The 24,167-nt window shown below is 67.6% G+C and carries 21 protein-coding genes, 1 other RNA gene and 1 pseudogene; 16 read left to right on the top strand and 7 right to left on the bottom strand.

The annotated features are described in order from the left end of the window. Position 1 precedes the first annotated feature (1 nt). The 10 genes from IEY21_RS04055 (at position 2) to IEY21_RS04010 (ending at position 13,954) form a co-directional block, all read left to right on the top strand. A complete protein-coding gene (locus IEY21_RS04055; RefSeq protein WP_188901621.1) occupies positions 2-1,867 on the top strand; it encodes a winged helix-turn-helix domain-containing protein in 1,866 nt (621 codons plus the stop codon). Then, complete coding sequence (locus IEY21_RS04050; RefSeq protein ID WP_188901619.1) at positions 1,848-5,366, top strand: diguanylate cyclase; 3,519 nt, start codon at positions 1,848-1,850, stop codon at positions 5,364-5,366. The genes IEY21_RS04055 and IEY21_RS04050 overlap by 20 nt, the downstream gene beginning before the upstream one ends. A 395-nt stretch (positions 5,367-5,761) precedes the next feature. Next, positions 5,762-7,093, top strand: coding sequence for a S8 family peptidase (locus IEY21_RS04045; RefSeq protein ID WP_188901617.1), 1,332 nt, complete (start codon positions 5,762-5,764; stop codon positions 7,091-7,093). Between the two features lie 271 nt (positions 7,094-7,364). Further along, positions 7,365-8,888: a DUF4127 family protein gene (locus IEY21_RS04040; RefSeq protein ID WP_188901616.1), complete on the top strand. Its 1,524-nt coding sequence runs from the start codon at positions 7,365-7,367 to the stop codon at positions 8,886-8,888. Positions 8,889-8,935: 47 nt separating this feature from the next. Continuing rightward, entirely contained in the window at positions 8,936-9,283 is a 348-nt protein-coding gene (locus tag IEY21_RS04035; RefSeq protein WP_188901614.1) for a hypothetical protein, read from the top strand. Between the two features lie 52 nt (positions 9,284-9,335). Continuing rightward, the gene (locus tag IEY21_RS04030) at positions 9,336-9,716 is read left to right on the top strand and encodes a hypothetical protein (RefSeq protein WP_188901611.1); all 381 of its coding nucleotides are present in this window, start codon (positions 9,336-9,338) and stop codon (positions 9,714-9,716) included. A gap of 140 nt (positions 9,717-9,856) precedes the next feature. Further along, positions 9,857-11,434, top strand: coding sequence for an L-glutamate gamma-semialdehyde dehydrogenase (locus tag IEY21_RS04025; protein ID WP_188901609.1), 1,578 nt, complete (start codon positions 9,857-9,859; stop codon positions 11,432-11,434). Between the two features lie 142 nt (positions 11,435-11,576). Then, the gene (locus IEY21_RS04020) at positions 11,577-12,077 is read left to right on the top strand and encodes a DinB family protein (RefSeq protein ID WP_188901607.1); all 501 of its coding nucleotides are present in this window, start codon (positions 11,577-11,579) and stop codon (positions 12,075-12,077) included. Beyond that, positions 12,071-12,553 carry a DinB family protein gene (locus IEY21_RS04015; protein ID WP_188901605.1) on the top strand — a complete coding sequence of 161 codons (483 nt, stop codon included), beginning with the start codon at positions 12,071-12,073 and terminating at the stop codon, positions 12,551-12,553. The genes IEY21_RS04020 and IEY21_RS04015 overlap by 7 nt, the downstream gene beginning before the upstream one ends. A 102-nt stretch (positions 12,554-12,655) precedes the next feature. Further along, positions 12,656-13,954: an aminotransferase family protein gene (locus tag IEY21_RS04010; RefSeq protein WP_188901603.1), complete on the top strand. Its 1,299-nt coding sequence runs from the start codon at positions 12,656-12,658 to the stop codon at positions 13,952-13,954. Positions 13,955-13,978: 24 nt separating this feature from the next. On the opposite strand, the gene IEY21_RS04005 is transcribed toward IEY21_RS04010, so the two are convergent. Continuing rightward, entirely contained in the window at positions 13,979-14,728 is a 750-nt protein-coding gene (locus IEY21_RS04005) for a WecB/TagA/CpsF family glycosyltransferase (protein ID WP_188901601.1), read from the bottom strand. A 100-nt stretch (positions 14,729-14,828) separates the two neighbouring features. On the opposite strand from IEY21_RS04005, the gene IEY21_RS04000 reads away from it, so the two are divergent. The 3 genes from IEY21_RS04000 (at position 14,829) to IEY21_RS03990 (ending at position 18,397) form a co-directional block, all read left to right on the top strand. After that, entirely contained in the window at positions 14,829-15,503 is a 675-nt protein-coding gene (locus tag IEY21_RS04000) for a Crp/Fnr family transcriptional regulator (protein ID WP_188901599.1), read from the top strand. A 135-nt stretch (positions 15,504-15,638) separates the two neighbouring features. Further along, positions 15,639-17,195: a bacillithiol biosynthesis cysteine-adding enzyme BshC gene (bshC, locus tag IEY21_RS03995; RefSeq protein WP_188901788.1), complete on the top strand. Its 1,557-nt coding sequence runs from the start codon at positions 15,639-15,641 to the stop codon at positions 17,193-17,195. Between the two features lie 620 nt (positions 17,196-17,815). Continuing rightward, positions 17,816-18,397, top strand: a complete 582-nt coding sequence (locus IEY21_RS03990; protein ID WP_188901597.1) for an RlpA-like double-psi beta-barrel domain-containing protein — start codon at positions 17,816-17,818, stop codon at positions 18,395-18,397. 109 nt (positions 18,398-18,506) lie between these two features. Here the strand turns inward: IEY21_RS03990 and IEY21_RS03985 are convergent, their stop codons facing one another. The 4 genes from IEY21_RS03985 to mraZ are packed head-to-tail and all read right to left on the bottom strand — an operon-like array spanning position 18,507 to position 21,607. Next, entirely contained in the window at positions 18,507-19,862 is a 1,356-nt protein-coding gene (locus tag IEY21_RS03985) for a peptidoglycan D,D-transpeptidase FtsI family protein (RefSeq protein ID WP_188901596.1), read from the bottom strand. Next, positions 19,853-20,254 carry a hypothetical protein gene (locus IEY21_RS03980; RefSeq protein WP_188901594.1) on the bottom strand — a complete coding sequence of 134 codons (402 nt, stop codon included), beginning with the start codon at positions 20,252-20,254 and terminating at the stop codon, positions 19,853-19,855. Before IEY21_RS03980 ends, IEY21_RS03985 begins: the two co-directional genes overlap by 10 nt. Further along, entirely contained in the window at positions 20,251-21,174 is a 924-nt protein-coding gene (gene rsmH, locus IEY21_RS03975; RefSeq protein ID WP_188901592.1) for a 16S rRNA (cytosine(1402)-N(4))-methyltransferase RsmH, read from the bottom strand. Before rsmH ends, IEY21_RS03980 begins: the two co-directional genes overlap by 4 nt. Positions 21,175-21,178: 4 nt before the next feature. Next, positions 21,179-21,607: a division/cell wall cluster transcriptional repressor MraZ gene (mraZ, locus tag IEY21_RS03970; RefSeq protein WP_188901590.1), complete on the bottom strand. Its 429-nt coding sequence runs from the start codon at positions 21,605-21,607 to the stop codon at positions 21,179-21,181. 323 nt (positions 21,608-21,930) lie between these two features. On the opposite strand from mraZ, the gene IEY21_RS03965 reads away from it, so the two are divergent. Further along, a complete protein-coding gene (locus IEY21_RS03965) occupies positions 21,931-22,287 on the top strand; it encodes a DUF423 domain-containing protein (protein WP_188901588.1) in 357 nt (118 codons plus the stop codon). Here IEY21_RS03965 and IEY21_RS03960 read toward each other — a convergent pair. Continuing rightward, positions 22,284-22,895: a TetR/AcrR family transcriptional regulator gene (locus tag IEY21_RS03960; RefSeq protein ID WP_188901586.1), complete on the bottom strand. Its 612-nt coding sequence runs from the start codon at positions 22,893-22,895 to the stop codon at positions 22,284-22,286. The two genes, IEY21_RS03965 and IEY21_RS03960, sit on opposite strands and share 4 nt — an antisense overlap. 98 nt (positions 22,896-22,993) lie before the next feature. Between IEY21_RS03960 and IEY21_RS03955 the strand changes: the two genes are divergently transcribed. After that, positions 22,994-23,308 (top strand): DMT family transporter, encoded by a 315-nt coding sequence (locus tag IEY21_RS03955; protein ID WP_188901584.1) that lies wholly within the window; start codon positions 22,994-22,996, stop codon positions 23,306-23,308. Then, positions 23,305-23,577 (top strand): annotated as a pseudogene (locus IEY21_RS03950) (DMT family transporter); the annotation flags it as partial. The gene IEY21_RS03955 and the pseudogene IEY21_RS03950, both read left to right, overlap by 4 nt. A gap of 98 nt (positions 23,578-23,675) precedes the next feature. Here the strand turns inward: IEY21_RS03950 and rnpB are convergent. Next, positions 23,676-24,135, bottom strand: an RNA gene (gene rnpB / locus IEY21_RS03945) — RNase P RNA component class A. Positions 24,136-24,167 lie beyond the last annotated feature (32 nt).

Here is a 24,167-nt window from a genome sequence, read left to right as displayed (position 1 = left end):
GGTGAGCCTCCTCGCGTCTCTGGCAGCCACACCCTCCGGGAGCGACGTGGGGCTGAGTGCCAAGGAACAGGCGCTGTTTGACGTGCTGAACGGTCATCCGGGGCGGCTGTTCTCACGGTCCGCCATTCTGGAGCGGGTCTGGGGGCTGACGTTTGAGGGCGACGACCGGATTGTGGACGTGTATGTCCGGCGTATCCGGCGCAAGCTGGGCGAGGACACCATCGAGACGGTCCGCGGCGCAGGCTACCGGTGCCCGGAAGACCGTCATGGGCCGCAGGCATGGCCCCACGCCCACCACCTGTCCCCGGACGCGCGCACGGTGCTTCAGCTGGGCCGCCGGATGCTGGGGGCCCAGAGCGTGGAGGAGGTGTTGCTGGAAATCGACGCGGCGCTGAAAGGAACGGTGCAGGTCGCCGGCGTCGCCCTGTTAATGAGCGCATCCAGGGACCGGGAGGGCGGCTGGGACATCCAGAACACGGTGGGTGACCCGGAGCTGAAGTGGGCGGCCATGCCCCAGCCCACCACGGACCTGGCCGAATACGGGGAGGGCTGGGGGCAAGACCGCTCCACTGCGCTACTTCCGCTGTGCGGCTCCGGGGAAATCTGGGGCTGGCTGGCCATGATCAGCCCGGTCAGGGTCCGCTGGCCGGCGACGGCGCGTGCCCAGCTCGAAGCGGTGGCGGCGCTGGTCCATCCGGCGCTGCGGCTGTGCCAGGAAACTGCCCTGCGCGAACAGACCCAGCGCGAGCTGCGGGAGCTGAATGCCCGGCTGGAACAGCGCGTCTTCCAGCGCACCCAGGAATTGCGCCAGGCCCAGCACCACAGCGAGGCCCTGAACCAGCTCTCGCGCCGCATGGAGACGGCCCGCAGCGTGCCTGAACTGCTCGCGCTCAGCCTGCCCCTGCTCGCGCAGCTCGCCGGTACCGATGCCTGCGCGGCCCACTGGCAACCGCTGGGCACACCCGCATCCCCGGCTCCGGCCCTGGCCTGCTACCGGCAGGACGGAACCTTCTGTCATGTGCCCGGCCTGCCGGACCCCGACGCGGGCACGCACGACGGCGCCGCGCAGACCGGCGAAGGCCTGACCCTGTATCCAGACAACGGCTGGACCGTTCGCAGCGAGGTGGACGGCGACGTCCTGATCCTGCACGCCTTTCAGGTGGATGGGCCTGTCCAGACGCCGGACGGATCAGCGGCGGAGCGCTCCCCCCAACACAGGGCCATGCCTTCCAGGGCCCACGCCGCGTTGCCCAGCCCCCTCCTGCAGATCGCCGCGCAGTCGCTGGCGCTGATGCTCGCGCGTCAGATGCAGCTCGCGGCCCTGGAGCGCACCGCCCTGACCGACGAATCGACCGGGCTGGGCAACCGTCAGGCTTTTCTGGCCGACCTTCACCGCGAGGTGGCCTTCGCGACCCGCCACGGCAGCGGCTTCGCGCTGCACCTGATCGAGATTGCCAACATCCGCTTCATGAATGCGACCGCCGGGTATGCGGGGGGCAACGACGCGATCCTGGCGCTGGTGCAGACCCTGAACGGGGTGCGCCGCACCGAGGACCGGGCCTACCGCCTAAACGGCGCGACCTTTGCGGTCCTGCTGCGCTCTGCGCCCGGTAGTGCGGCGCCCCCGGACGGACCGCCGGACGACCGGCAGGACCGCCTGAAACGGGGATGGCCCGGCCGCCTGCGCTCGGCCCTGGAGGGCCTGCTGGGCCGCACCCCGGCCCTGAACTTGCATGTGGGGCAGGCGCTGTTTCCCACCGGAGCCGACAGTGCCTCGGAGCTGCTCCGGACGGCCCTCGAGGACCTCGGACCACTGACCGTTCCCGCCCCGACCCGCAGGAGGTCAGATGCTGTCCCCCAAGATTGAAGCGCTGCAGACCGTGGGCCGGACAGAACTGCAGCCCGGCGAACTGGCCGATCAGGCCTCGCCCGCTGCCAGCGTCGCAGCGCACGCCCAGCGCTGTGACGACCTGTTGCTGGACGGGCGGGAAGCCGAACTGCTGGACGCCGCCACGCTGTTCGCCCGCGCCGCACGCGAGCAGGAGGACGACGCGCAGGAGATCGTGGCGCTGTCGCTGCTCGCCCACGCGGCCCAGCGCTGCGGACGCTTCAACGTCGCGGTGCAGGCCCAGGGGCGTGAGGCCGAGCTGCGGGCCCGCAGCGGCGACCGGGTCATGCAGGCGTACTGCCTGAACAACATCGGACTGCTGTGGGGCAACCTGGGTGTCTACGCCGACGCCCTGGCCAGCCTGCACGCCTGTCAGCAGCTGGGCGACCAGTACACCGAGATTCCCGACGAGCTGCGTGCGGCCTGCAGCGTGAATCTGGGAAACATCTTCCTCAACATGGGCCAGCCTGCCCAGGCCCTGTCTCTGCTGGAAACCGGGCTGGAACAGGCCCGGCGCTGCGGCGACCTGGAAACCGAGGTCGCCGCGCTGGGCATGATCGGGCTGGCCCACAAGAATCTGGCCCACCACGCCGAGTCCACCGCTACCCTGTTGCACGCCGTGGCGCTGGCCCGCGAGCACGACCTGAAACCGCAGCTGATCGACCTGCACGACAACCTGGGTCAGGTGCATCTGGAACAGCGGCAGCTGGAACAGGCCGGGACCATGTTCCGGCAGTCATTGTTCTGGGCCGAGGAAGCCCACGACGTGCAGGGGCGGGTCAACGCCCTGCTGGGGCTGGGCCGGCTGAACTTCCAGCGCGGCGAGCCGGACAGCGCCCAGACGTTGCTGCTCGAAGCGCTGGACCTCGCCAGGGCCCACGACCTCCGGCCCTCCACACTGAACATTCTGGAAGCGCTTTTTGGCGGCCTGGAAGCCCTGGGACGCTTGGCCGACGCTTACGGGTACCTGCGCGACTACCGCCTGCTGGAACGCGAACTGTTCACCGAGGAGACCGAGCGCAAGACCCAGAGCATGACCGATCACTTCGAGGCCGAACGCGCCCGCCGCGAGGCGGAAACGTACCGCCAGCTGGGTGAGGTCGCGCAGCACGCCCGGCTGCAGGCCGAAGAAACCGTGCGGGTCCGCACCGCCGAACTGGAAGCCGTGCAGATCGAGATCGTGACCCGGCTGGGCATGGCCGCCGAGTACCGCGACGACAAGACCGGCCAGCACACCCGCCGGGTCGGCGAACTCAGCGCGCACCTCGCACAGGCGATGGGCCTGCCGCCCGAGGAGGTCGACCTGATCCGCTGGGCCGCCCGCCTGCACGACATCGGCAAGATCGGCGTGGGCGACGACGTGCTGCTCAAGGCCGGCCACTACACTCCGGAAGAATTCGAGCGCATGAAACTGCATACGGTGATCGGGGCCAAGGTGCTGGAGGGCAGCACATCCCGGCTGCTGAGAATGGCCGAGGAAATCGCCCGCACCCACCACGAGCGCTGGGACGGCACGGGGTATCCGCGCGGTCTGGCGGCCCACGAGATTCCGGTCGCCGGGCGGATCGTGGCGGTGGCCGACGTGTTCGATGCCCTGACCACCGAGCGCCCCTACAAGCGGGCCTGGACGGTCGAGGAGGCCATTCAAGAGATGCGGGGGCAGGCCGGGCTGCAGTTCGATCCGGACATCGTGGAGCGCCTGCTGACCCTGGTAAGCAACAACCAGGCGTCGCTGGCCCCACTGCTGCTGCCGCGCCGGCAAAGCCACGCCGCGCCGTCCCTCACGGCGGCTTCCCCTGACGGCCCGCAGGTTTCCGCGCAGCAGTGGCAGCAGGCCCACGACCTGCTGGACCGCGCCTGGAGCCTGCGTCAGGGCGATCCCAGATCAGGCGGTGACCTCGCAGATCAGGGCATGAACCTGGCACGCCAGACCGGAGACGACCGGCTGCTCGGGCTCGCCCACCGCACCGTGGGCTTCTACCGCTACCTGTCCGGAGACTACGAGAACGCGCTGGCACACCTGTCGCAGGGCATGGACCTGGGCATCCTGTGCGACGACCCCAGCCTGCAGGCCGACTGCGCCAACTTCACGGCGGCCGTGTACAACAGCCTCAACGACTATGAGAAGGCCACCGACCAGCTGGCCGTGCTGCTGCGTATCGCCCGTGAGCAACGCGACCAGACCCGGGAGGCCCACTGCCTGCACAACCTGGCCACGCTGAGTTATGCCAACCGCGATCTGTCCAAGGCCCAGCAACTCGCCGAACAGAGCCTGGAACTGTACCGTGCCCTGGACGACGTGGGCGGTCAGGCCCACGCCATGAGCACGCGGGCGACCATCGCTTTTGATCTGGGACAGATTGAGGAGGCGGCGCAGTCGGCTCAAGCCGCCCGTGAATTTGGGATGATGGTTGGCAACATCTCCGTCATCAACACGGCGCTGGGGATTGCCGGCAAATCGGCAGCCAAGCTGGGGCGACCCGACGAGGGAAAAGCGCTGCTGATCCAGGCCATCGAACGTGATCAGGTCGCCCAATTGACGCCTTTCGAAGCCTGGCACCGCTTCGAGCTGGGGCATGTTCACCATCAGCTGGGCGAACTGACCGAGGCCCGACAGTGTTACGACGCGGCCCTGGAACTGGCCAAAAATTCGGTGATCCGCGACCTTGAGTTGCAAATCTGCCTGCGCCTTTCGGAACTGTGCGCCCAGGAGGGCCGCCACCAGGAGGCCTTTGAGCTGTACCGCCAGCACCATGACGTGGAAAGAGACATCCATAACCAGACGGCGGCCCTGAAAACCCGCGCCCTGATGACCCAGCTGGAAGTCGAACGGGCCAAGTCCGAAGCCCAGATTTACCGGCTGAAGACCATCGAGCTGGCGAATGCCAATCAGGCGCTGGAACGGGTGAACACCGAAAAGAGCGGACTCGTGAACATGCTCGAGGAACAGTCACGTCTGCTGGAACGGCAGCTTTCCGAAGACGGCCTGACTGGGCTGTTCAACCGCAAACATGTGGAGGGCCTGCTGCAACACGAGTTTCTCAACAGCCGGACAAAGCACCGGCCCCACGTCTCCCAACCGCTGTGCGCGGCGATGGCCGACATCGACCACTTCAAGCAGATCAACGACCGCTTTTCCCATCTGGTCGGAGATCAGGTGCTGCGGACCGTGTCCCGCCTGTTCCAGGGTGCGGTGCGGCCCACGGACAGCATCGGACGTTATGGCGGCGAGGAATTTCTGTTCGTCTTTCCCAACACGGAACTGGAACAGGGCCAGCGCATCTGCCAGCGGGTGCTCGAACAGGTGCAGAGCTACGACTGGTCCCAGATTCATCCGCACCTGAACGTCACGCTGTCCATCGGGGTGGCCTGTGATCCCAGCGTTTCCAACCACGAGAAGCTGATCTCCCTGGCCGACGAACAGCTGTACCGCGCCAAAAACTCCGGCCGCAACCGCGTCTGCACTGCCGGAAGTTAGCGCCTGCTTTCAGTCCAGACGGAGGGGCCACCCCACGGCCCGGCCTCGCCCGACCGGTTGACCGCTGCGGTGGCCCCTTTTCATGCCGGCTTACGTTTCCTTGTCTGCCCGATCAGGCCTGCATTCCAGTCGTGTCGGACCACAGCCCCCGCGACCAGACCATGCCCATTTCCCCCTCCGCTCCCGCAATGTGACTCCTGTGTGAACGCGGGGCCGGCACAGGGCTGCCGGGCCCAGCATGAGGAACACACCTGCACCCCCGACAGGGGCATGGCCGACCTCCCAGACGGTCACGGAGCAGTCACACACGGGCGTCAAAGTGATGGCATGGATAGGGCTCTCAAGGGCTCTCAGGCCACAGCCGCACCACTGTTCAACCTCTGGAGGTAACGAGTATGAAGAACACAGCACGCCCACTTTCCTGCATGGCCCTGATGGTCCTGGCACTGGCGGTGACCTCCTGCGGCTCGGTGCCGCCCGTGACCACCACCGCCTCGGTCACTGCCCCCGCAATGCGGCAGCTGGCGACCGTCCGGGTCGGCCCATCCGTGACCGAGACGGCGCTGCTGTCCAGCATGCCGGGCGCCCAGATCCTCAGCTTTGATCGCGAGGGCGGGTACGCGGTGGTCTCCCTGCCCGCAGCGCAGCAGAACCTGCAGGCCGCGGGCCTGGTGTCGGGTCGCCTGCAGGCCCTCGACGCCACACTGGTAACGCTGGAACCCGATCTGGACGTGGCGGTACAGTCTGATGACGAGGCCGAGTCTATGGGAATCACCACCTGGGCCGGTGGAATCACCACCTGGGCCGGTGGAATCACCACCTGGGCCGGTGGTCTGTCCTTCCTCGCAGGCACAAACCTGAACGGCGCGCTGAGCTACCTGAGCCAGCTGGGTATTCCCGAGGCCCACAAACTGGTGCCCGAACTGGGCAAAGGCGTCAAGGTCGCCGTGCTGGATACCGGAGTCGATCTGAACCACGCCCTGATCAAGAGCCGGCTGGATACCGTCAGCGACTGGGATTACATCGGCAATGACGCCGTTCCCCAGGAAGAACAGGCGGCTTCCGGCACGTCCAGCAAGTATGGGCACGGCACCGGGGTGGCGGGCGTGATTCTCCAGGTGGCCCCCAATGCCACCCTCATGACCTACCGCGTCCTGCGGCCCGATGGCAGCGGACCCCTGTCATACGTTGTCCAGGCGATAGACCGTGCAGTCACCAACGGCGCACAGATCATCAACCTGTCGCTGGGCATCACCACCAACTCAAGCGCACTGAATACCGTGATCGCCCGGGCGGTCGAGAAAGGCGTGCTGGTAGTCAACTCCAGTGGCAACACGGGCACAGCCGGCATGGTTTACCCCGGACAGAATGTGGGCAGCACCATGTTTCCCAAAGGCAGTGGCCTGATCGCCGTGGGCAGCGTCGGCACGACGCTCAAGAAATCCAAGTTCAGCAGTTACGCCAAGAACATGTCCCTGACCTCGTTTGGCGAAAATGTGCTCACCGCTTTCCCGGGTACGCGCATCGTCTCCGCCTCGGGCACGTCCTTCGCGGCTCCTGCCGTCAGCGGCGCACTGGCACTGGCGCTCTCCACAGGCCGGGCACAGCCGACCACCCTGAGCACCGACCTGCTGAACAGCACCACCCCGAATCTGGACCCCACCTACAATGGGGGGCTGGGAACAGGAACACTGAACGTCTACAACCTCGTCAGGAACTACCGCTAGGCCGCCGTGCAGACCTCCCAGACTCCACGAGTGATTCCCCCCGTCCTCCCCCCTTCCCAGCCCTGTCCCGTGCCCGGACTCCGTGCCGGCAGCCGCGGGATCTGGAAAGACACCCGGCCCAAACCCCTGAACGCCTGAATCCCTCCTCAACCCTGCACACCATGCCGCCCCACGGACATCCAGTGGGGCGGCATGGTGTGTGGTGGCTGGCGCTGGGTGGGGTCATCGGCGCTGGGTAGGACCGCTGCGGGCTGTAATACCCTGAAACCCGATGGCCGCGCTCCCCTCCGTCCTGCTGATTCCGCCCGACACCCGTCCGCACACGCTGGAGCTGCCCGCCAGCCTGGCGCGCATGACCGGAGCCACCGTGCGGATACCGCCCGCCGGGGCGCTGCCTGACTTCTTCACACCGGGAGATACCGACGGGCTCAGGACCTGGCTGCTCAGGGAGGCACCCGGTGCTGGAGTCCTGATCGTCTGCCTGGAAACCCTGTGCCTGGGTGGGATGATTCCGGCCCGCCGCGTCTCGGATGATCTGCCGCGGGTGCTGGACCGACTGACTGTGCTGCAAGACGTGAAACGCCTGAATCCGGAATTGCAGATCTTCGCCTTCGGGGTAATCGTGCGGGTGGCCCACGACAACGATCCACACGAGGAGAAACCCTATTACGGTCAGTGGGGGCGCGAGCTGCGGGCCTACAGCACGGCGTTTGACCGCCACGCCCGGCATGGCGCCGCCGAGCAGGAGGCGCTGCAGGCGGCCCGCGCCGCCGTTCCAGAGGAGGTTCTGAGCGACTGGCTGGGCACGCGCGAACGCAACCGCGCGCTGCATCTGGCGGCGCTGGACCTGCTGGCGGGCGGCGTGCTGGCCCACCTGTGCCTGACCCTGGACGACACCACCCCGTATGGACTGGCGGCCTTTGACCGCCGGATGCTGGAAGCCCGCGCCGACGAGTTGCAGGTGTGGAGCCGCCTGGACATCTACCCCGGAGCGGACGAGGTACCGTGCACGCTGCTTGCGCGGGCACTGCGCCCCGGGGCCGTGCGGGTCTGGGTGAACTACAGTGGTCTGGAAGGTGCGGGCGCGGAGTTGCTGTACGAGGACCGGCCTGCTGGGGAGCTGGTGCGCGCCCACCTGCGGGCGGCCGGCTGCGTGCTGGCACATTCACCCGCCGAAGCGGACTTTGTCCTCGCCGTCAATACTCCCGGCACCCGGCAAGCCCACTGGCAGCCGGACCACGCCACCGTGGATACCCCGCACCGGCACCTTCCCGCCTTCGTGGACGGGCTGCGGGCCAGCCTCGACGCCGGACAGACCGTGAGTCTGGCCGACCTTGCCTATCCCAACGGAGCCGAGCGTCGGCTGTGGCAGCTGTTGCAGCCGCTGCCGCTGGAACAACTGGCGGGCTACAGTGCGTGGAACACAGCCGGCAACACCCTGGGGTCGGCCATCGCCTTCGGGAAACTTGCACCGCTGGTTACCGACCGGGCCGCCCAGACCGGAGCCCTGTTCGCACGGATGGTGGATGATGCGCTGTATCAGGCGTTTGTTCGCTCCGAAGTCCGCGAACGGTTGCAAAATCCCAGCCCCTTCGATCTGGGCGATCAGCGCGAGGCGGCCGAGGCCCACCTGCGCGCCCTCATCGCGCCGCGCATTCACGCGCTGTGGGAACAGCATTTTGCCGGACAGGGGTTAACCCTGGATCTGGGCCAGCCCCATCTCGCCTGGCCCCGGCTGTTCACCGGTGTCTTTCCCCTGTCTGTCCAGCCGGACAGGACCCCCGCCCCGACATGATCCATTTGGCTGACGTGGAGCAGATCAGAATCTGTCACGCTGAGGCCATGAAGGAGCGCCTTGCCCTGCCCACCGCCACTTTCCTGGGTCTCGCGACGCTGGGACTGTGGCTGTATCTGCTGCTGTTCCAGGCAGTAGGGGTGGAGGTCGCCAACCACACCGGAGCAGTCACGGGCGGCCTGACCGTGTGTGGTCAGGAGGGCACCTGCCTGCACCGCACCCACCTGTGGCCCCGGCAGACCTGGCGCGTGCCGCTGCCCCCGGAGGAAAACGGGCGCGTCAAGCTGATGCTGCGGGATGCCGGGGCCACCCGGTTGACGGTCACCCAGCCCTCGGAAGACGGTGAGGTCCATTTTGTGCTGGGAGCGGGCGGGCACATCGGCGTGCAGCAATAGGTCCAATCGGCAGTAGCTGCCGCCAGCCGTCAGGGCGGCGCACAATGGGGCGGTGAGCCGTTCCCCCTTTGCCCACCTTTCCCTTCGTCGGGGCAAACGCCCCCCCGCCACCCCGGCCCGGCTCGCGCTGGGGGCCGTGCTGTTCGGGGGATGTGCGCTGGGCGCGTGGCTGACCCTTCCCCGTCCGGATGTGCGCGTGATCAATGCCAGCGGACAGCCGATCACCGTCACGGTGGACGGAGCCGGAGCCGCGGCCTCCCGGTCCCTGGGCGTGAACCGGGTCTGGGCGGTGGAGCCCCGCTTTGCGGCGGGTACGCCCCTGCGCTTCCGCGTCGCGCTGCCGGACCGGGCCGAACAGGAAACCACCTTTTCCACTCCGACGCTGCCGCTGCGGGTGGCGGTCACCGAGGAGGGCCGGGTCACTCCCCGGTGACCACTTTGCATATGTAAAGCCAGAAGGGCGCAATGACCGTGGGCGCTTCGCCGCCCAGGCCGCATTTTTGGCGTCTGACAGCGCCTCTTTCCCGCCGTCAGAGAGCGTGTTAGCCTCCCCTCAATCACAAGGAGGCAGGCATGACGGACACACTTCTGGGCGGTTTTCTGCCGTTTGAGCATGAACCCTATTTCAACTTCGCGCAGGACACGGTGGCCGCCCTGCAGCGCGCGGCGTTCCAGCAGGTGCGCCAGCGGTACGTCGGGCAGCACTTTCCGCTGTACATCGGTGGAAAGCGGGTCGAGGGCGACGACCTGTTTGAGGTCCGCAACCCCGCCGACACCCGCGAGGTCGTGTGGCACTTTCCACGGGCCACTCCCGAACAGCGGGATCAGGCCGTCGCGGCAGCCCAGACCGCCTTCGAGGAGTGGCGTCTGAGCGACCCGCTGCAGCGGGCGACCATCTTCAAGCGGGCGGCGGAGCTGCTGCGGGCGCGCCGTATGGAGTTCAACGCCGTCATGACGCTGGAGAACGGCAAGAACTGGGCCGAGGCCGACGGCGAGGTGGCCGAATCGGTGGACCACTTCGAGGTCTTTGCGCGCGAGACGCTGCGCTGGGCCCAGGGCAAGCCGGTGTATCCCATGCCCGACGAACACGTGACGACCGTGTACGAACCCATTGGCGTGGTCGCGTGCATCAGTCCCTGGAACTTTCCCAGCGCGATTCCGCTGGGCATGGCGCTGGGGGCCATCGCGGCGGGCAACACGGTGGTCTGGAAACCCGCCAGCGAGACGCCGCTGAGCAGCCTGCTGATGGTGGAACTGCTCTTTGAGGCGGGGCTGCCGCGCGGGGTCATTCAGTTCCTGACCGGCACGGACGACGTGCTGGGCGACCCGCTGGTGGACCACAAGGACATCCGCATGATCGCCTTTACCGGCAGCCGCGAGATCGGGTGCCGCATCTACGAGCGGGCCGCCCGGGTTCAGCCGGGCCAGAAGTGGCTCAAGCGCGTGATGGCCGAGATGGGCGGCAAGGACCCCACGGTGGTCTGTGCCGACGGTGATCTGGAGGCCGCCGCCCTGGGCATCGTGCAGTCTGCCTTCGGCTACGCGGGCCAGAAATGCAGCGCCTGCAGCCGCGTCATCGCCGAGGACAGCGTGTACGACGAGCTGCTGGAGCGCGTGCGGGCACTGGCAGCAGAGATTCAGGTCGGTCTGCCCGAGGACAACGCTCCGGTGGGCCCGGTGATCAGCGCGGGCAGCGCCGAGCGGATCATGAAGTATGTGCACAGCGGCAAGAACACGGCCCGCCTAGTGCTGGGGAGCGAACATCCGGATGTGGGCGAGCGGCAGGGCGGCTACGTTCAGCCCACCATCTTTGCAGACGTGGCCCCGGAAGATCCGCTGTTTCAGGAGGAAATCTTTGGCCCGGTCCTGGCCTTTACCCGGGCACGCGACTGGCAGCACGCCATCGATCTGGCCAACGATAGCGATTACGGCCTGACCGCTGCCTTCTACAGCCGCGACCCCCACAAACTCGCCGAGGCCCGCCGCAGGATGCATGTGGGCAACCTGTACCTGAACCGCAAGTGCACCGGGGCGCTGTCCGGTACCCACGCCTTCGGCGGCTATGGCATGAGCGGCACGAACGCCAAGGTGGGCGGCCCGGACTACCTGTTCTGGTTCCTGCAGACGAAGACGGTGGCCCAGCGGTACTGACGGTGAGAATGTCCGCTGGCCGTTGCCCGGACGTGGCCCGGGCCTCCGCCCCCGCTTCCGGGATGTCCGGCAGTGCGCGCGGTTCCGTGCGCCTCCGCAGGTCATCCGGGCAACCAGCCCGCCCGTCTGCGACACTACCCTCATGAATGATCCCGACCGCAACGAACGCGCCCAACTGGCCTTCGCCCGACTGTTGCCCAAGCTGTTCCGGGGCGGGCAGGCCTTTGTGGGAGTGGAGGCCTCCCTGAGCGGCCTGGACGCCGAGATGGCCGTGCGGGTGCCCGGCGACCTGCCGCATTCTGTGGCAGCCCTGGTCGCGCACATCAACTGGTGGAACCGCTGGATGCTGGACATCATCGAGATGGGTCAGGCCCAGCCCTATCCCGCGCACGCCGCCGACACCTGGCCGGACGTGGCCGCCGGAGACTGGAGCCGTGTGAAGAACGAGTTCTACGAACTGCTGGCCCGCATTGACGCCCACGCCTCGCGTCCCGATCTGGCGAACCCGGTCAACCACGAGGAAACCATCGGCGAGCTGCTGGCCGACTTCGCGCTGCACACCGCCCATCACTTTGGACAGATTGTGAGCGTACGTCAGGCGCTGGGCGCGTGGCCCCCGCCCGGAGGAGGCGACACATGGTAAGCGAGATCTTCGGCAAGGCGGTGGGCAACCTGTACCTGGGCGGCCCAGCCAACGTGTCCTGGCAGCGGGCGCTGGAAAACCTGAGCGCCGGGGACGCCGGGCGCGTTCCCGACCCCCTTCCCCACTCTGTGGCGCAGGTCGTGGCCCATGTTCAGTTCTGGCAGGTGCACCTGCTGGAAACCATCGCCGGGCAGAACCCGCCCACGCCCGAACACGCCTCGGGGGGCTGGCCCCCACCGGGCGACCTGCCGGGCGACTGGGAGGCGCTGCGGGAGACGTTCCTGCGGAACGCTGGAAAGCTGCGCGCCCACGCCCGCGACCCTGGCCTCGCCGCCACCCCGGACCGCCAGGGCCTGCCCTACGCCGCGCTCCTGACCAGTTATGCCGGGCACAACGTCTACCACCTCGGTCAGGTGGTGACCATCCGTCAGGCGCTGGGGCTGTGGCCGCCGCTGGGCGGCGGAGATACGTGGTAGGCACCGTTTTTCACCCCGATCTGTCCTGATCCGCGCCGGATGTGGAAGTGTTCCTGCCGGCTCCTCCTTCCCTCCTGCACTCCTGATTCCCCAAGGGCCCACATGACCGATTCCAGCGTCTTCTACCGCTCGCGCAAGTCCTATCCCGTTGCCGTCCGTGCCGAGGGCGTCTATGTCTTTGATGACCGTGGTCAACGCTATCTGGACGGCAGCTCCGGGGCGCTGGTCGCCAACATCGGACACGGGCGGACAGCGGTGGCCGACGCAATGGCGGCGCAGGCGCGGCGGCTCGCCTTTGTGCATGGGTCGCAGTTCTCCAGCGACGTTCTGGAGGAATACGCCTCGCGTCTCGCCGGCTTTCTGAAGCTGCCGGGGTTCCGGTTCTGGGCCGTGTCGGGCGGCTCCGAGGCCACCGAGAGCGCCATCAAGCTGGCCCGCCAGTACCACGCCGAACGCGGCGACCTGGAACGGTACCGGGTCGTCACCCGCAGGCCCAGCTACCACGGCGCGTCGCTGGGCGCGCTGGCCGCCTCAGGCATGGGGGCGCGGCGCGAGCTGTATACGCCGCTGATGAACGAATCGGCGTGGCCCAAACTGTCCAAGCCCAATCCCGAGCTGTCCGGCGAGGCCGACGCCGAACGCCTGCGGACTCTGCTGGAGGAGCTCGGCCCGCAGACGGTGGCCGCCTTCATGGCCGAACCGGTGGTGGGGGCCTCGGACGCGGCGCTGGCCCCCAGTCCGGGCTACCACGCCCGCATCGCCGAGATCTGCCGCGAGTACGGTGTGCTGTTCATTGCCGACGAGGTCATGAGCGGCATGGGCCGCTGCGGCGCACCGCTGGCCGTTCAACTCCACGGGCCGGTGACGCCAGACATTGTGGTGCTGGGTAAGGGTCTGGCCGCCGGGTACGCTCCCCTAGCCGGTCTGATGGCGAGTCCCACGGTCCATGACACGGTCATGAACGGCTCGGGAGCCTTTAAACACGGCTTTACCTATGCCGGACACCCGGTCAGCGTGGCGGCGGGCCTGAGCGTGCTGGACACCGTACAGAACGAGAATCTGGTGGAGGCGGCGCGGGAACGCGGCACGCAGCTGCTCGCCGGCCTGCGCACGCTCCGGTCCAGACACCCACAGGTGCTGGAGGCACGCGGACACGGCCTGCTGCTCGGACTGATCCTGGGCGACCCCGCCACCGGAGAGGCGTGTGCCGGCCCCGGGCTTGCCGAGCGCGTGGCGCTGGCGGCCCGGACGCGCGGCCTGCTCACCTATCCCGGCACGGGCGCGGTGGACGGCACGCGCGGCGATCACCTGCTGCTGGGACCTCCGCTGAGCATCCGCCCGGCGGAGATCGAGGAGCTGCTGGCAGCGCTGGACGGCGCTCTGTCCGACACCGGGGGCTAAAGGCAGCCCCCCTCTGCGGTCGCCTCAGCCCTTGCGTTTTTTCTCGGCCGCCACCATCTGCACAAACTGCAGCAGGCGGGGCGCCCGGTTCCAGCGTTTGCGGTCCCCGGCCACACGCCAGATCCACTCCACGCCCATGCGGCGGGTCCAGGCCGGAGCGAGGTCGGCGGTGCCGGCCAGCACGTCAATGACGCCGCCGCAGCCGATCATTACGGGCACGCCCAGCACCCCGCGCCACTGCTGGTTGAACACCTCTTGCCGTCCGGCTCCCATTGCGGTCAGCAGCAGCCCGGCGCCGCTCGCGGCCACCAGCCGCGCCACCCGTTCATCGTCCTCCGGGCCAAAGTACCCGTGGTGCACGCCCGCCACCGTCACGCCGTACTCACGCGCGGCGTTCTGGGCGGCCACCTCGGCCACTCCGGGCTTGGCTCCCAGGAAGAACACGCTCAGGTCCGCTCCGTGGCGCTGCATCAGGCCCTTCACGATGTCGAAGCCGGGGGCGCGGGGCACCTCCTCGCCGCGCAGCTGCCGGGCGGCATACACGATGCCCACACCGTCCGCCGTGACCAGATCGGCGTCCTGCACAGCCCGCACGAACTCGGGGTGGGTGCGCGACTGCACGATGATCTCGGGATTGAGGGTCACGACCGTGTGGGGAGCGCGCGCCTCATCGGCCAGCCACCCGCCCAGCAGGTCCAGCGTGGCCGGCAATGTGATCACATCCAGCGGCAGGTCGAAGAGCCGCAGGCGGTCGTGGAAAGATGGGGAGGTCATGCACGGACGATTCTAGAGCATCCGTTTCCCGGACGGTTCCGGCGCGGCGCGGGGGATGGACTGTGCCGAAGGGGAGAGCTTGGGGCATACTGCTAGCCATATGTTGCCCGGAGCATTTGGAACCTTGCCTGCGGACGCCCAGGCCCAGATCATGGCGGCAGGAAGGGTGGGGCGCTGGGCGCGCGCCGGGCTGCTGTTTCACCCGGAAGACCCCGCCGAGACGCTGTACGTGGTGATGCGCGGCGCGGTCCGCCTGTACCGGCTGGGCTCGGGCGCACGCGAAGTCACGCTGGACGTGCATGGGCCCGGCGCGCTGCTGGGCGTCTCGGCCCTGCTGTCGGGCCAGAGCCAGGGTGTGTACGCCGAGGCCATGGATGACGTGGAAGCGCTGATGCTGGGTCAGGACGCCCTGCACCGCCTGACCCACGCCCAACCGGCCCTGGGTGTCACACTGACCGAGCAGATCACCCGTCAGACGCGCGGCGTACAGGAACGGCTCTCGGGCCTGGTGTTTCTGGAGGTCTCGCAGCGGCTGGCGCTGGCGCTGCTGAACCTCGCCGAACGTGAGGGGGGCTGGCCGGAAACCGGGTCTCTGGCGCTGCGCGACCGGGTGTCCCATCAGGATCTGGCACACGTGGTGGGCAGCACCCGGGAAACCATCACCAAGCTGCTGGGGGATTTCCGCGCACGCGGACTGCTTGATCTGGGCTACCGGCGCATTATCCTGACCGACCGTGAAGGTTTGCAGCGCGCCGCGCGCGAATCGCTGCGCTAAGGTCAGCGTTCGGAATGCCGCCGGGTGCGCCGGGTACCACGCAACGGCCAGCCACGGCACACCACTCACATACAGCACACCACGGTCTCGCCGCCTGCCCGGGCAGAGCGGCAAGGCCCTGAAGGGACGGGCATGATGGCGCGGAATATAGCGGCGGAATACAGAAATGGGCAGCTGGCGGAGTTCTTCCGTCTTCCGGTCAACGCGCTGGAAGACGCGCAGGCCGAGACCAGGCCGGACCTGGACCGCCAGGCGCTGGCCGGGGCGCTGCGCGAATACCACCGCGATCTGGGCACGCTGGACCGGCCGGTGGAGGAAGCGTTGACGCGGCTGGCCCATCCCGCCTCACGGGTGGTGGTGACCGGGCAGCAGGCGGGCGCCCTGACCGGCCCCGCCTACAGCGTTCATAAGGGCGCGGGGGCGGCGGCGCTGGCCCGGCGGCTGGACCGCGAGGACGCCCCGGTGGTGGCCATCTACTGGGTGGCCAGCCAGGACCACGACGCGGCCGAGGTCGCTTCCACCACCCTGCTTGACCATTCCGAGCGCCTGCACCGCCTGACCCTGGACGTGCCGGCGGGGGTGCCGGTGGGCCGGGTGCCGTGGCAGCCCGACTGGACGGCGCAGGTCATGGCCCTGCTGGACGCCTTTGATGCCCCCGCCGGGTACGTCGCCGCCGTTCGGGAACGGGTCGCGCGCGCCACCGCGGGGGGAGGCAGCTACGCCGACGTGTTCGCCCGCCTGATCCACGGCCTGCTGGCAGCGGCCGGCGTGGTCGTGCTGGACCCGCTGCATCCGGCCCTGGCGCGGCTGATGGCTCCCACCCTGGCCCATGAGCTGAGCAGTCCGCTGTCCGCCTCGGCCCGCATCGAGGACGCGGCGGCGCGGCTGAGCGCCCAGGGCTTCACGCCGCAGCTGCGCAGACCCGAGGGAGCCACCAACCTGTTTATCGAGGAAGACGATGGGCACCGGCGGCTGCTGCGCGTGGAAGGCCAGACTTTCAATACCGAAACGCGCAGCTATACCCGCCAGCAACTGCTGGATGTGCTGGCCGCCGATCCCAGCCGCCTGACCCCGGCGGCCGGTCTACGCCCAGCCGTGCAGGACGCGCTGCTGCCCACCTTGGCCTTCGTGGTCGGTCCCGGCGAGATCGCCTATGGCGCGCAGCTGCGCGAAGTCTATGAACTGCACGGCCTGTCCCAGCCGCTGCTGTGGCCGCGCCTGAGCGTGACCTGGCTGGAACCCAACGTCGCGCGGATGCTTGACCGGCTGGGAGCCAGCGCCGCCGAGGTGCAGGCCGATCCGGAAGGAGTGCTGGGCCGGGCCGTGGCCCAGGAACGCGGCGTGCAGGCACTGACCGCGCAGCGGCTGGAGGACCTGGATGCCCGGTTGCGCGCCGTGGTGGATGAGATCGCTGGCCTGGACCCCACGCTGGTCGGCGCGGCGCAGCGCACCCGCGCCCGCGTAACCGCACGTATTGCCCGCCTGCAGGCGCAGGCCACCCGCGCCCTGGCCCGCCAGGAGAATGACCGCAGCGCTCAACTTACCCGCCTGCGCGCCCATCTGCTGCCGGGAGGCACCCCCCAGGAACGCGAGATGAACTTCCTGACGTATCTGCTCAAGCACGGTGAGACGCCCCTGACCCTGCTGCTGGCGCTGGAGCCCGACTTTCAGGGCACGGTCACGATTCCGTAAACCCTTTCCAACCGGGACCGGCAGCTTTCCAGCGAAGAACTCTGGCTGGGGGAATGACCGCCATAGCGCGGCGCCTCGTGCCGACCGTGCCGCTGTTTCCAAAGCTGCGGTCGTTCTGCATGCTGGAGCAGCCCCCTGTTGCCGGTGCCTCAGCCGAACAACAGGAGGTCCCCGACTGTTCCCCCTACATGAGAAAAATGATAGGAAACTCACCTGACTAGATGTATGTTAGGGGTCTTGACTGTGCCCTCATGACAATTTTCAGAACAAAAGTAGGTATTCACCCTCTATTGGAAACCATTGCAGAAGAATAGGCAGAAAAGGCCAGGGGTGTTCCTATCAGATGAGCACATTTGATGAGAAAATAAATGAGAGAATTAGAACTCCTCTCATTTTAGAAAGAGCGTCCCATATGAATTTTCGTATGCACTTTTGTACTTGGTATAATCATATTTTTTCTAGATTATGAGCCTCCGGGAGCTTTTTTGCCACGAAACCACCATCTTGGCACCCTAGTCTCATCGCCGAGGTCGGGGAGACCTTGAGTTTCCCTTGAGTCGCTTTTAAGGACACAACCACAAAGGGTGCGTCAGCGTGCTGGACACCCCGAAGGAGAAAATATGGTTCGACCACTTCACCGTTGGATGTACGGCGTGCTGTTTGGCATTGCCAGCGTGGCCGCAGCCACCCCCGCCCTGCCCGGCAGCGCCCTGGCCACCGACGCCGTTCGCGGCGCCCTGGTGGTTCCAGTTAAGGCCCCGGCCCCTGTGGCCCAGACCCCCCCCGTCCAGCAGAAGACGGCCGAGCAGAACCGCGCCGCCGCCATTGCCCAGGAGGCTGCCGTCTCGGCCACGGTGGCGCAGAGCGTGGTGCGGGGCCGCAGCGCGGTCGTGCGGGCCACGGCCTACAACAGCCTGGCCAGCCAGACCGACAGCACGCCCTTCATCACTGCCACCGGCACCCGCACCCGTCCCGGTGTGGTGGCCCTGAGCCGCGACCTGCTGCGTCAGTTTCCGTACGGCTCGAAGATCATGATCGAGGACCTCAGTGGCCGCTACAACCGCATGCTCAAGGGCCGGATCTTCATCGTCGAGGACACCATGGCCGCCCGCAAGACCAACAGCCTGGACATCTGGATGTCCACGCGCAGTGAGGCCATCAACTTCGGTGCGCGTCAGGTCCGCATCACCGCCGTTCGCTGAGCCGAACCCGCCCGTCGGGGCTCAGGTGAAGGAGTCATCCCAGAAGGGGTGGCTCCTTCGCGTGTTGGGGGGTGTTCTTGCGTGTTATTCGGAAGGTGCCGCAGCCCGCTTACTTGGCAGGCGACTCCGGAGCCGCCTCCGGCTGCGGCACCGCCGCCCAGTTCGACAGGATCTCGGAGGAAACCTCCTGAAAGATGGGCGCGGCGAGCATGGACCCGTGCCAGCCGATCTTGGCGCCGTGGACCATCACCGCGACGGTCACGCGCGGAGCATTGGCCGGGAAGAATCCGGCGAACACGCTGTCATAGACCGTCGAGGAATAGCGTCCGTCCACCACGACCTGTGACGTGCCGGTCTTGCCGCCCAGCGCATATCCCTTGACGCCGGCCTGGGTGGGAATCCCTTCCTCAACAACCTCCTGCAGCATCTTGCGGACCGTGCGGGCCACCTCAGGCCGCAGCACCTCACGGCGCTGGGTGCTTCCCGCCGCGCCTTCCACCAGTCGAGGGGGCAGGTAGCGCCCATCGTTCGCCAGCGTGTTGTAGGCGGCGGCCAGCTGCAGCGTGGTGCTGCTCATGCCCTGACCGAAAGCGTTGGTGACCCGCACCAGGTCATCCCAGTTGCGCAGGGGCTGCAGCCTCCCGGTGGCGGTGGACACCACCGGAAGGTCCACATCCGCGCCAAAGCCGTAGTCGAGCAGGTAATTGCGCATCTTTTCCGGCTCAAATTGCTCGACGATGTGGCTCATGCCAACGTTGCTGCTGTAGCGCAGCACCTGCTGGGTAGTCAGGGTGAGGGGGTGCTGCACGGCGTCGTTGATGACGCTGCCCCAGCGTCCACCCACGTGACGGCGCATGGGCGTGTCATAGCGCGCAGTGGGGGTGGTCAGGCCCTCGTTCAGGGCGGCAGCCACGACCAGTCCCTTGACCGTCGACCCCGGCTCGAACACATCCAGGAAGGGCCGGTTGCGCCGGTCGTCCTGGCTGTACTCGCGCCACTTGTTGGGATCGAAGCGGGGGTAACTGGCCGCTGCCAGCACACGCCCGGTGCGGGCTTCCAGAATCACCACCGAGCCGTACACCGCTTCGTGGGCCGGCACCGCGCGGGCCAGGGCCGACTCGGCCGCGGCCTGCATGAAGGTATCGAGCGTCAGGTGTACGTCCTCGCCGCTTTCCAGCACGCGGTTGTAGGCGTACTCCAGGCCCTCAAGCCCGTTGGAGGTTCCCATCATCCCGACCACCTGTCCGGCCAGGGTTCCCTGCGGATACACCCGCTTGCCGTCCACGCTGCGGGCCAGCACCTTGCCGTCGGCCGCCATGATCGACCCGCGCGCCTGCACCAGATTGCGCTTGACGGTCTGCGGAACGCCCCATTCCAGCTGTGCATAGGCCCACACCAGCGTCAGGAGCAAGAGGGTCGCCAGCACCTGCATCAACCGAGACCGGTTGCGAATCTTTACTTCCACTGCGTCTTAACCTCCACGGTCGTCCCCGGCGCGGAGGCGGGGGGGGTGAGCGAGGTGGGGAGAGCTGGGGGCAGGGGCTGAATCTCCTGCGTGGTCTTGGGCACCTCGGCAAAACGGCGCATGCCATTGGCAAGGGCCCAGTCGCGAATGCGCTGCGGGTTTTCCAGGCCCTGCAGCTGCACCGTCAGGTCGTCGCGCTGGGTGGTCAGAGCAGCCTGACGCGCCTCGGCAGTCCGCAGGTCCGGGCGGATGTGCTGCGTCAGGGCGCGGGTCACCACCAGCGCCAGCGCCAGCGCGAGGTAGATCAGCACGTAGCGGATCGCCCGGTTGCGCCAGGTGGTCACCGACAGGTCGAGGGTCGGCGCGCGCCAGGGAGAACGGGAAGCGGTCATGCCTCTTCCCCCTGCGCGGCGTCTGCGAGTTTCTCGGCGCTGCGCAGCTTGGCGCTGCGGGCGCGCGGATTGGTGGCCTGCTCGTCCTCGGAGGCGACCTCGGGGCGCTTGCTCAGCGGGCGCAGCGCCGCGCTGCCCAGCAAAAAGCGCTTGACGATGCGGTCCTCCAGCGAGTGAAAGCTGATGACCGCCAGCCGCCCACCGGGCCGCAGCAGGGCCTCGGCAGCCTGCAGCCCGTCGCGCAGCGCGCCGAGTTCGTCATTGACATGGATGCGCAGCGCCTGAAAGGTGCGCCGCGCCGGGTGAATGCCCTTGCTGAAGCCAGGATAGGCCCGTTTCACGATGTCGGCCAGCGCCACGGTGGTCTCGATGGGTGCTTTCTCCCGCGCGTACACGATGCCCCGGGCAATGCGGCGCGAGAGACGGTCCTCACCGTACTCGTAGATGATCGAGGCCAGCTCGGCTTCCTCGTAGGTGTTGACCACGTCGGCGGCGCTTTCACCGGACTGACTCATGCGCATGTCCAGCGGCGCCTCGGTGTGGTAGGAAAATCCACGCTCGCCGTCATCGAGCTGAAAGGAGCTGACGCCGATGTCCAGCAGCACGCCGTCTACCTGCGTGACGCCCTGGGCGGCCAGCAGCGCCGCCATGTCGCGGTAGTTGCCTTCCAGAACGTGCAGGCCCGGCAGGGCCGCCGCGCGGGCGCGGTCCAGGGCGTAGGGGTCCTGGTCGATGCCGTACACGGTCGCGCCGGTCGCCAGCAGCAGCCGGGTGTGGCCCGCGCCGCCCAGTGTGCCGTCCACCATGACCCTGCCAGGAGCGGGCGCCAGGGCAGCGAGGACCTCGGCGGCCAGCACCGGGGTATGTGAGAGGGGCGAATTGGGGGTGGGTTCGGATGGACCGGATGGATTGGTATTCATGGAGTCACGCCACGAAGTTGATGAGCAATTCGGGTTTGGGGGGATGGTTCTGAACGGCGGTGATGGCGGCTTCCCAGCGCTCCGGGCTCCACAGTTCCAGGCGGCCCGGCGCGCCCGCCACGATCACTTCGCCTTCCAGACCGGCAAAGGAGCGCAGGGGCTGGGGCACCGAGACCCGGCTCTGGTTGTCCAGCCGCGCCTTGTTGGCCCCGGAATAAAAGAAACGCACGAACGCCCGGGAATCGGCGTCCGTGAGCGGCAGACCTTCGAGCTGTTCTTCCACCCGCCGCCAGCTGGCCAGCGGAAAGACATACAGACAGCCCTCCATGCCGCGCGTCAGGATCATTCCGTCCTCCACGAACTCACGAAAGGGCGGCGGCAGGACCACGCGCCCCTTGTCGTCAATGGTGTAGGGATACTCTCCGAACGGCACTTGAACTCCTCTATTCCAGACCGCCCTGCCACTTGTGTAGAGGCAGTGGGGCCAGGCAACCTGAACGCGACATTAAGATCTGCTTCAGGCTGTGGGGGAAGTGTAACAAGCGTTCCCACAGATTACCACTGGCTCCCACCATTTCCCCCGAAGTCCGGGGCATTTTTCGGTTTTTCCCACCTGAACCCCTAAGCACCCGGAGAGGGCAGCGGCGGGGGGCATAAAAAAACGGGCAGCGGGCGGTCCTGAAAGCCACCGGTCTACGGCGACGCCCTGGCCCCAGCCAGGACAAATCCCCACCCGTTCCCCCCTACCCTGCTGGGATGCGACCCACCATCACCTTTCAGACCGGAGCCGTCCTCGCCGCCGTGGGGGTCGCGCTGGGCGCTTTTGCCACCCACGGCCTGCGGAGCACGCTGGAGCCGGCCCTCCTCGCCAATTTTGAGACAGGGGTGCGCTATCAGATGTACGCCGCGCTGACGTTGCTCGCGCTGGGCACCCAGGACCACCAGCGGCGGGCGCCCGCCCTGCTGCTGTGGGGCGCAGTGATCTTCAGCGGCACGCTGTACGTGCTCGCCCTGACCGGGGCGCGCTGGCTGGGGGCCGTCACGCCGCTGGGCGGCGCGCTGCTGATCGGCGGGTTTGTGCTCGCGGCGCTGGACGCGCGGCGTTCCGCTTAGGGCCGGCTGGAATCCGGGGCGCCGGGGGCCACGAGCAGACGGGCCAGGGCCGCCCGCAGGGTTTCCCGGGCCCGCTGGGGCGTGATCTGGGAGAGCAACAGGTGAACGCTCAGGCCATCCAGGAGGGCATGCAACTCGGTGGCGGCCTGCTGGGGCGTGTGCGCGGGCAGCCAGCCGTGCCGGGAGAACTCGGCCAATACTTCCTGAAAGTAGGTGTTCAGGTCGCGGTAGAGCAGTCCCTGGGCATCGGCAAAATTCGGTTCACTGACCGCCGCACCCACGAAGGCCAACCAGACCTCCAGCCACAGCCGGCTGTCGGCATCCAGCGGCAGGGTCAGTTCCAGGCGGGCCAGGAAATCCTCAAAGGGGTCCGGATGTGGTGCCAGTTCCCGCAGGCGCCGCCCGGCCTGTTCGCTGATCTGCTGGGCTGCAAAGTTCAGGATGGCCTCGCGGCGCGGCAGGTAATGCCGGATCGCCCCGCTGGACCACCCGCTGCGCTCGCTGAGGCTGCGGATCGTGACACCTGCCAGCCCGTGCTCCCGGATCAGGCTCCAGACCGCCTGGGCCAGCTCGGCGCGGCGCAGATCGTGATCGACAATGCGGGGCACCGCTCCGTTTTAACACAGGCTTGCTAGAACCGCCGCGCCGTGCTATTTGTGAGGGCGGGATTTGGCACAACCCTGCTAAATCTGCCCTGGAGGTTTGTGTGGGATGGACCGCCCTGCTGCTGGCCGGACTGTGTGAGATCGGTTTTACCACCTGTCTGCAACTCAGCGACGGCTTTAAGAAGATCTGGCCCAGCGTATTTTTCGTGGTCTTTGCCATTGCCAGCTTTCAGCTGATGAGCACGGCCCTGGAAACCCTGCCGCTGGGCACGGTGTATGCCGTGTGGACCGGCATCGGAGCGGTGGGGACGGCGCTGGTGGGCATCGTGTACTTCCGGGAATCGGCCAGCCCGCTGCGGCTGGGCTTGCTTGCGGCGGTGGTCCTGCTGATCATCGGCCTGCGGGTGATTCCGTGAAGGGCTGGACCGGATGGCACTGGCTGGTCCTGGCGGGCCTGCTGGAAATCGGGTTTGCCACCGCGCTGAAGCTGGAACAGACCCGCCCGGTGTTTTTCTATGTGTTTCTGGGGTGCGCGTACCTCAGCTTCGACTTTCTGTCGCGGGCCCTCAGGACCATTCCGCTGGGCACGGCGTACGCCATCTGGACTGGCATCGGGGCAGTGGGCGCGGTGTTCATGGGCACGGCGCTGTTCGGCGAGAGCCTCAGCCCGGCGCGGCTGGTGCTGATCGGCCTGCTGATCGCCGCGCTGACCGGGCTGAAATGGGCCGGCGGCGCCCGCACGGCACAGAAAACCGCCCCTCCCGGAAAAGGAGAGGCGGCAGGTGGTGCGGGGGAACTGTAAGCCGGGTTCTGTCCATCACTTTGGGTGACTGTTCGGCCATCTCTCTGGGACGCACGTCGCCGCGCGCCTCGTTGCGACCATCCTGGCGGTCAGTGGAGCGGGCCGCTCCTCACGCACTGTCGGGTCTTGCACCGGATGGGGTTTACCAGCACTCCGCGTCTCCACGGGGCCTGGTGCGCTCTTACCGCACCGTTTCACCCTGACCACATCCCCGCCTGCGCCCAGGCTCCACGTTCTTCACGCCGGAATGTGGCGGTCTGGTTTCTGTGGCACTGTCCTTCGGCTTCGCCGCCACCGGCATGCACAGGCGCACATGCGGCGCTTGACTCGCCGACCAGCCGTTAGCTGGCATCCTGCCCTGCGGTGCCCGGACTTTCCTCACCCCCAGTGCCATGAAGCGAACTCCACAGCACCGGGCGGCGCGGCCGAACATTCCCCCGCGCCGGGCAGCATAGCACTCCTGTCCCGAACGC

This window comes from Deinococcus aerophilus, assembly GCF_014647075.1.
GTDB lineage: Bacteria > Deinococcota > Deinococci > Deinococcales > Deinococcaceae > Deinococcus > Deinococcus aerophilus.
This window is presented reverse-complemented; position numbering and strand designations above follow the sequence as displayed.

Excerpts from the sequence above, each read along its gene's own strand:
- IEY21_RS04050 (WP_188901619.1), top strand. The coding sequence starts at position 1,848 with ATGCTGTCCCCCAAGATTGAAGCGCTGCAGACCGTGGGCCGGACAGAA.
- IEY21_RS04000 (WP_188901599.1), top strand. The coding sequence starts at position 14,829 with ATGTTGCCCGGAGCATTTGGAACCTTGCCTGCGGACGCCCAGGCCCAG.
- IEY21_RS04045 (WP_188901617.1), top strand. The coding sequence starts at position 5,762 with ATGAAGAACACAGCACGCCCACTTTCCTGCATGGCCCTGATGGTCCTG.
- IEY21_RS04025 (WP_188901609.1), top strand. The coding sequence starts at position 9,857 with ATGACGGACACACTTCTGGGCGGTTTTCTGCCGTTTGAGCATGAACCC.
- rsmH (WP_188901592.1), bottom strand. The coding sequence starts at position 21,174 with ATGAATACCAATCCATCCGGTCCATCCGAACCCACCCCCAATTCGCCC.
- bshC (WP_188901788.1), top strand. The coding sequence starts at position 15,639 with ATGGCGCGGAATATAGCGGCGGAATACAGAAATGGGCAGCTGGCGGAG.
- IEY21_RS03965 (WP_188901588.1), top strand. The coding sequence starts at position 21,931 with ATGCGACCCACCATCACCTTTCAGACCGGAGCCGTCCTCGCCGCCGTG.
- IEY21_RS04020 (WP_188901607.1), top strand. The coding sequence starts at position 11,577 with ATGAATGATCCCGACCGCAACGAACGCGCCCAACTGGCCTTCGCCCGA.
- IEY21_RS03990 (WP_188901597.1), top strand. The coding sequence starts at position 17,816 with ATGGTTCGACCACTTCACCGTTGGATGTACGGCGTGCTGTTTGGCATT.
- IEY21_RS03980 (WP_188901594.1), bottom strand. The coding sequence starts at position 20,254 with ATGACCGCTTCCCGTTCTCCCTGGCGCGCGCCGACCCTCGACCTGTCG.
- IEY21_RS04035 (WP_188901614.1), top strand. The coding sequence starts at position 8,936 with ATGAAGGAGCGCCTTGCCCTGCCCACCGCCACTTTCCTGGGTCTCGCG.
- IEY21_RS04040 (WP_188901616.1), top strand. The coding sequence starts at position 7,365 with ATGGCCGCGCTCCCCTCCGTCCTGCTGATTCCGCCCGACACCCGTCCG.
- IEY21_RS04005 (WP_188901601.1), bottom strand. The coding sequence starts at position 14,728 with ATGACCTCCCCATCTTTCCACGACCGCCTGCGGCTCTTCGACCTGCCG.
- IEY21_RS04015 (WP_188901605.1), top strand. The coding sequence starts at position 12,071 with ATGGTAAGCGAGATCTTCGGCAAGGCGGTGGGCAACCTGTACCTGGGC.
- IEY21_RS04010 (WP_188901603.1), top strand. The coding sequence starts at position 12,656 with ATGACCGATTCCAGCGTCTTCTACCGCTCGCGCAAGTCCTATCCCGTT.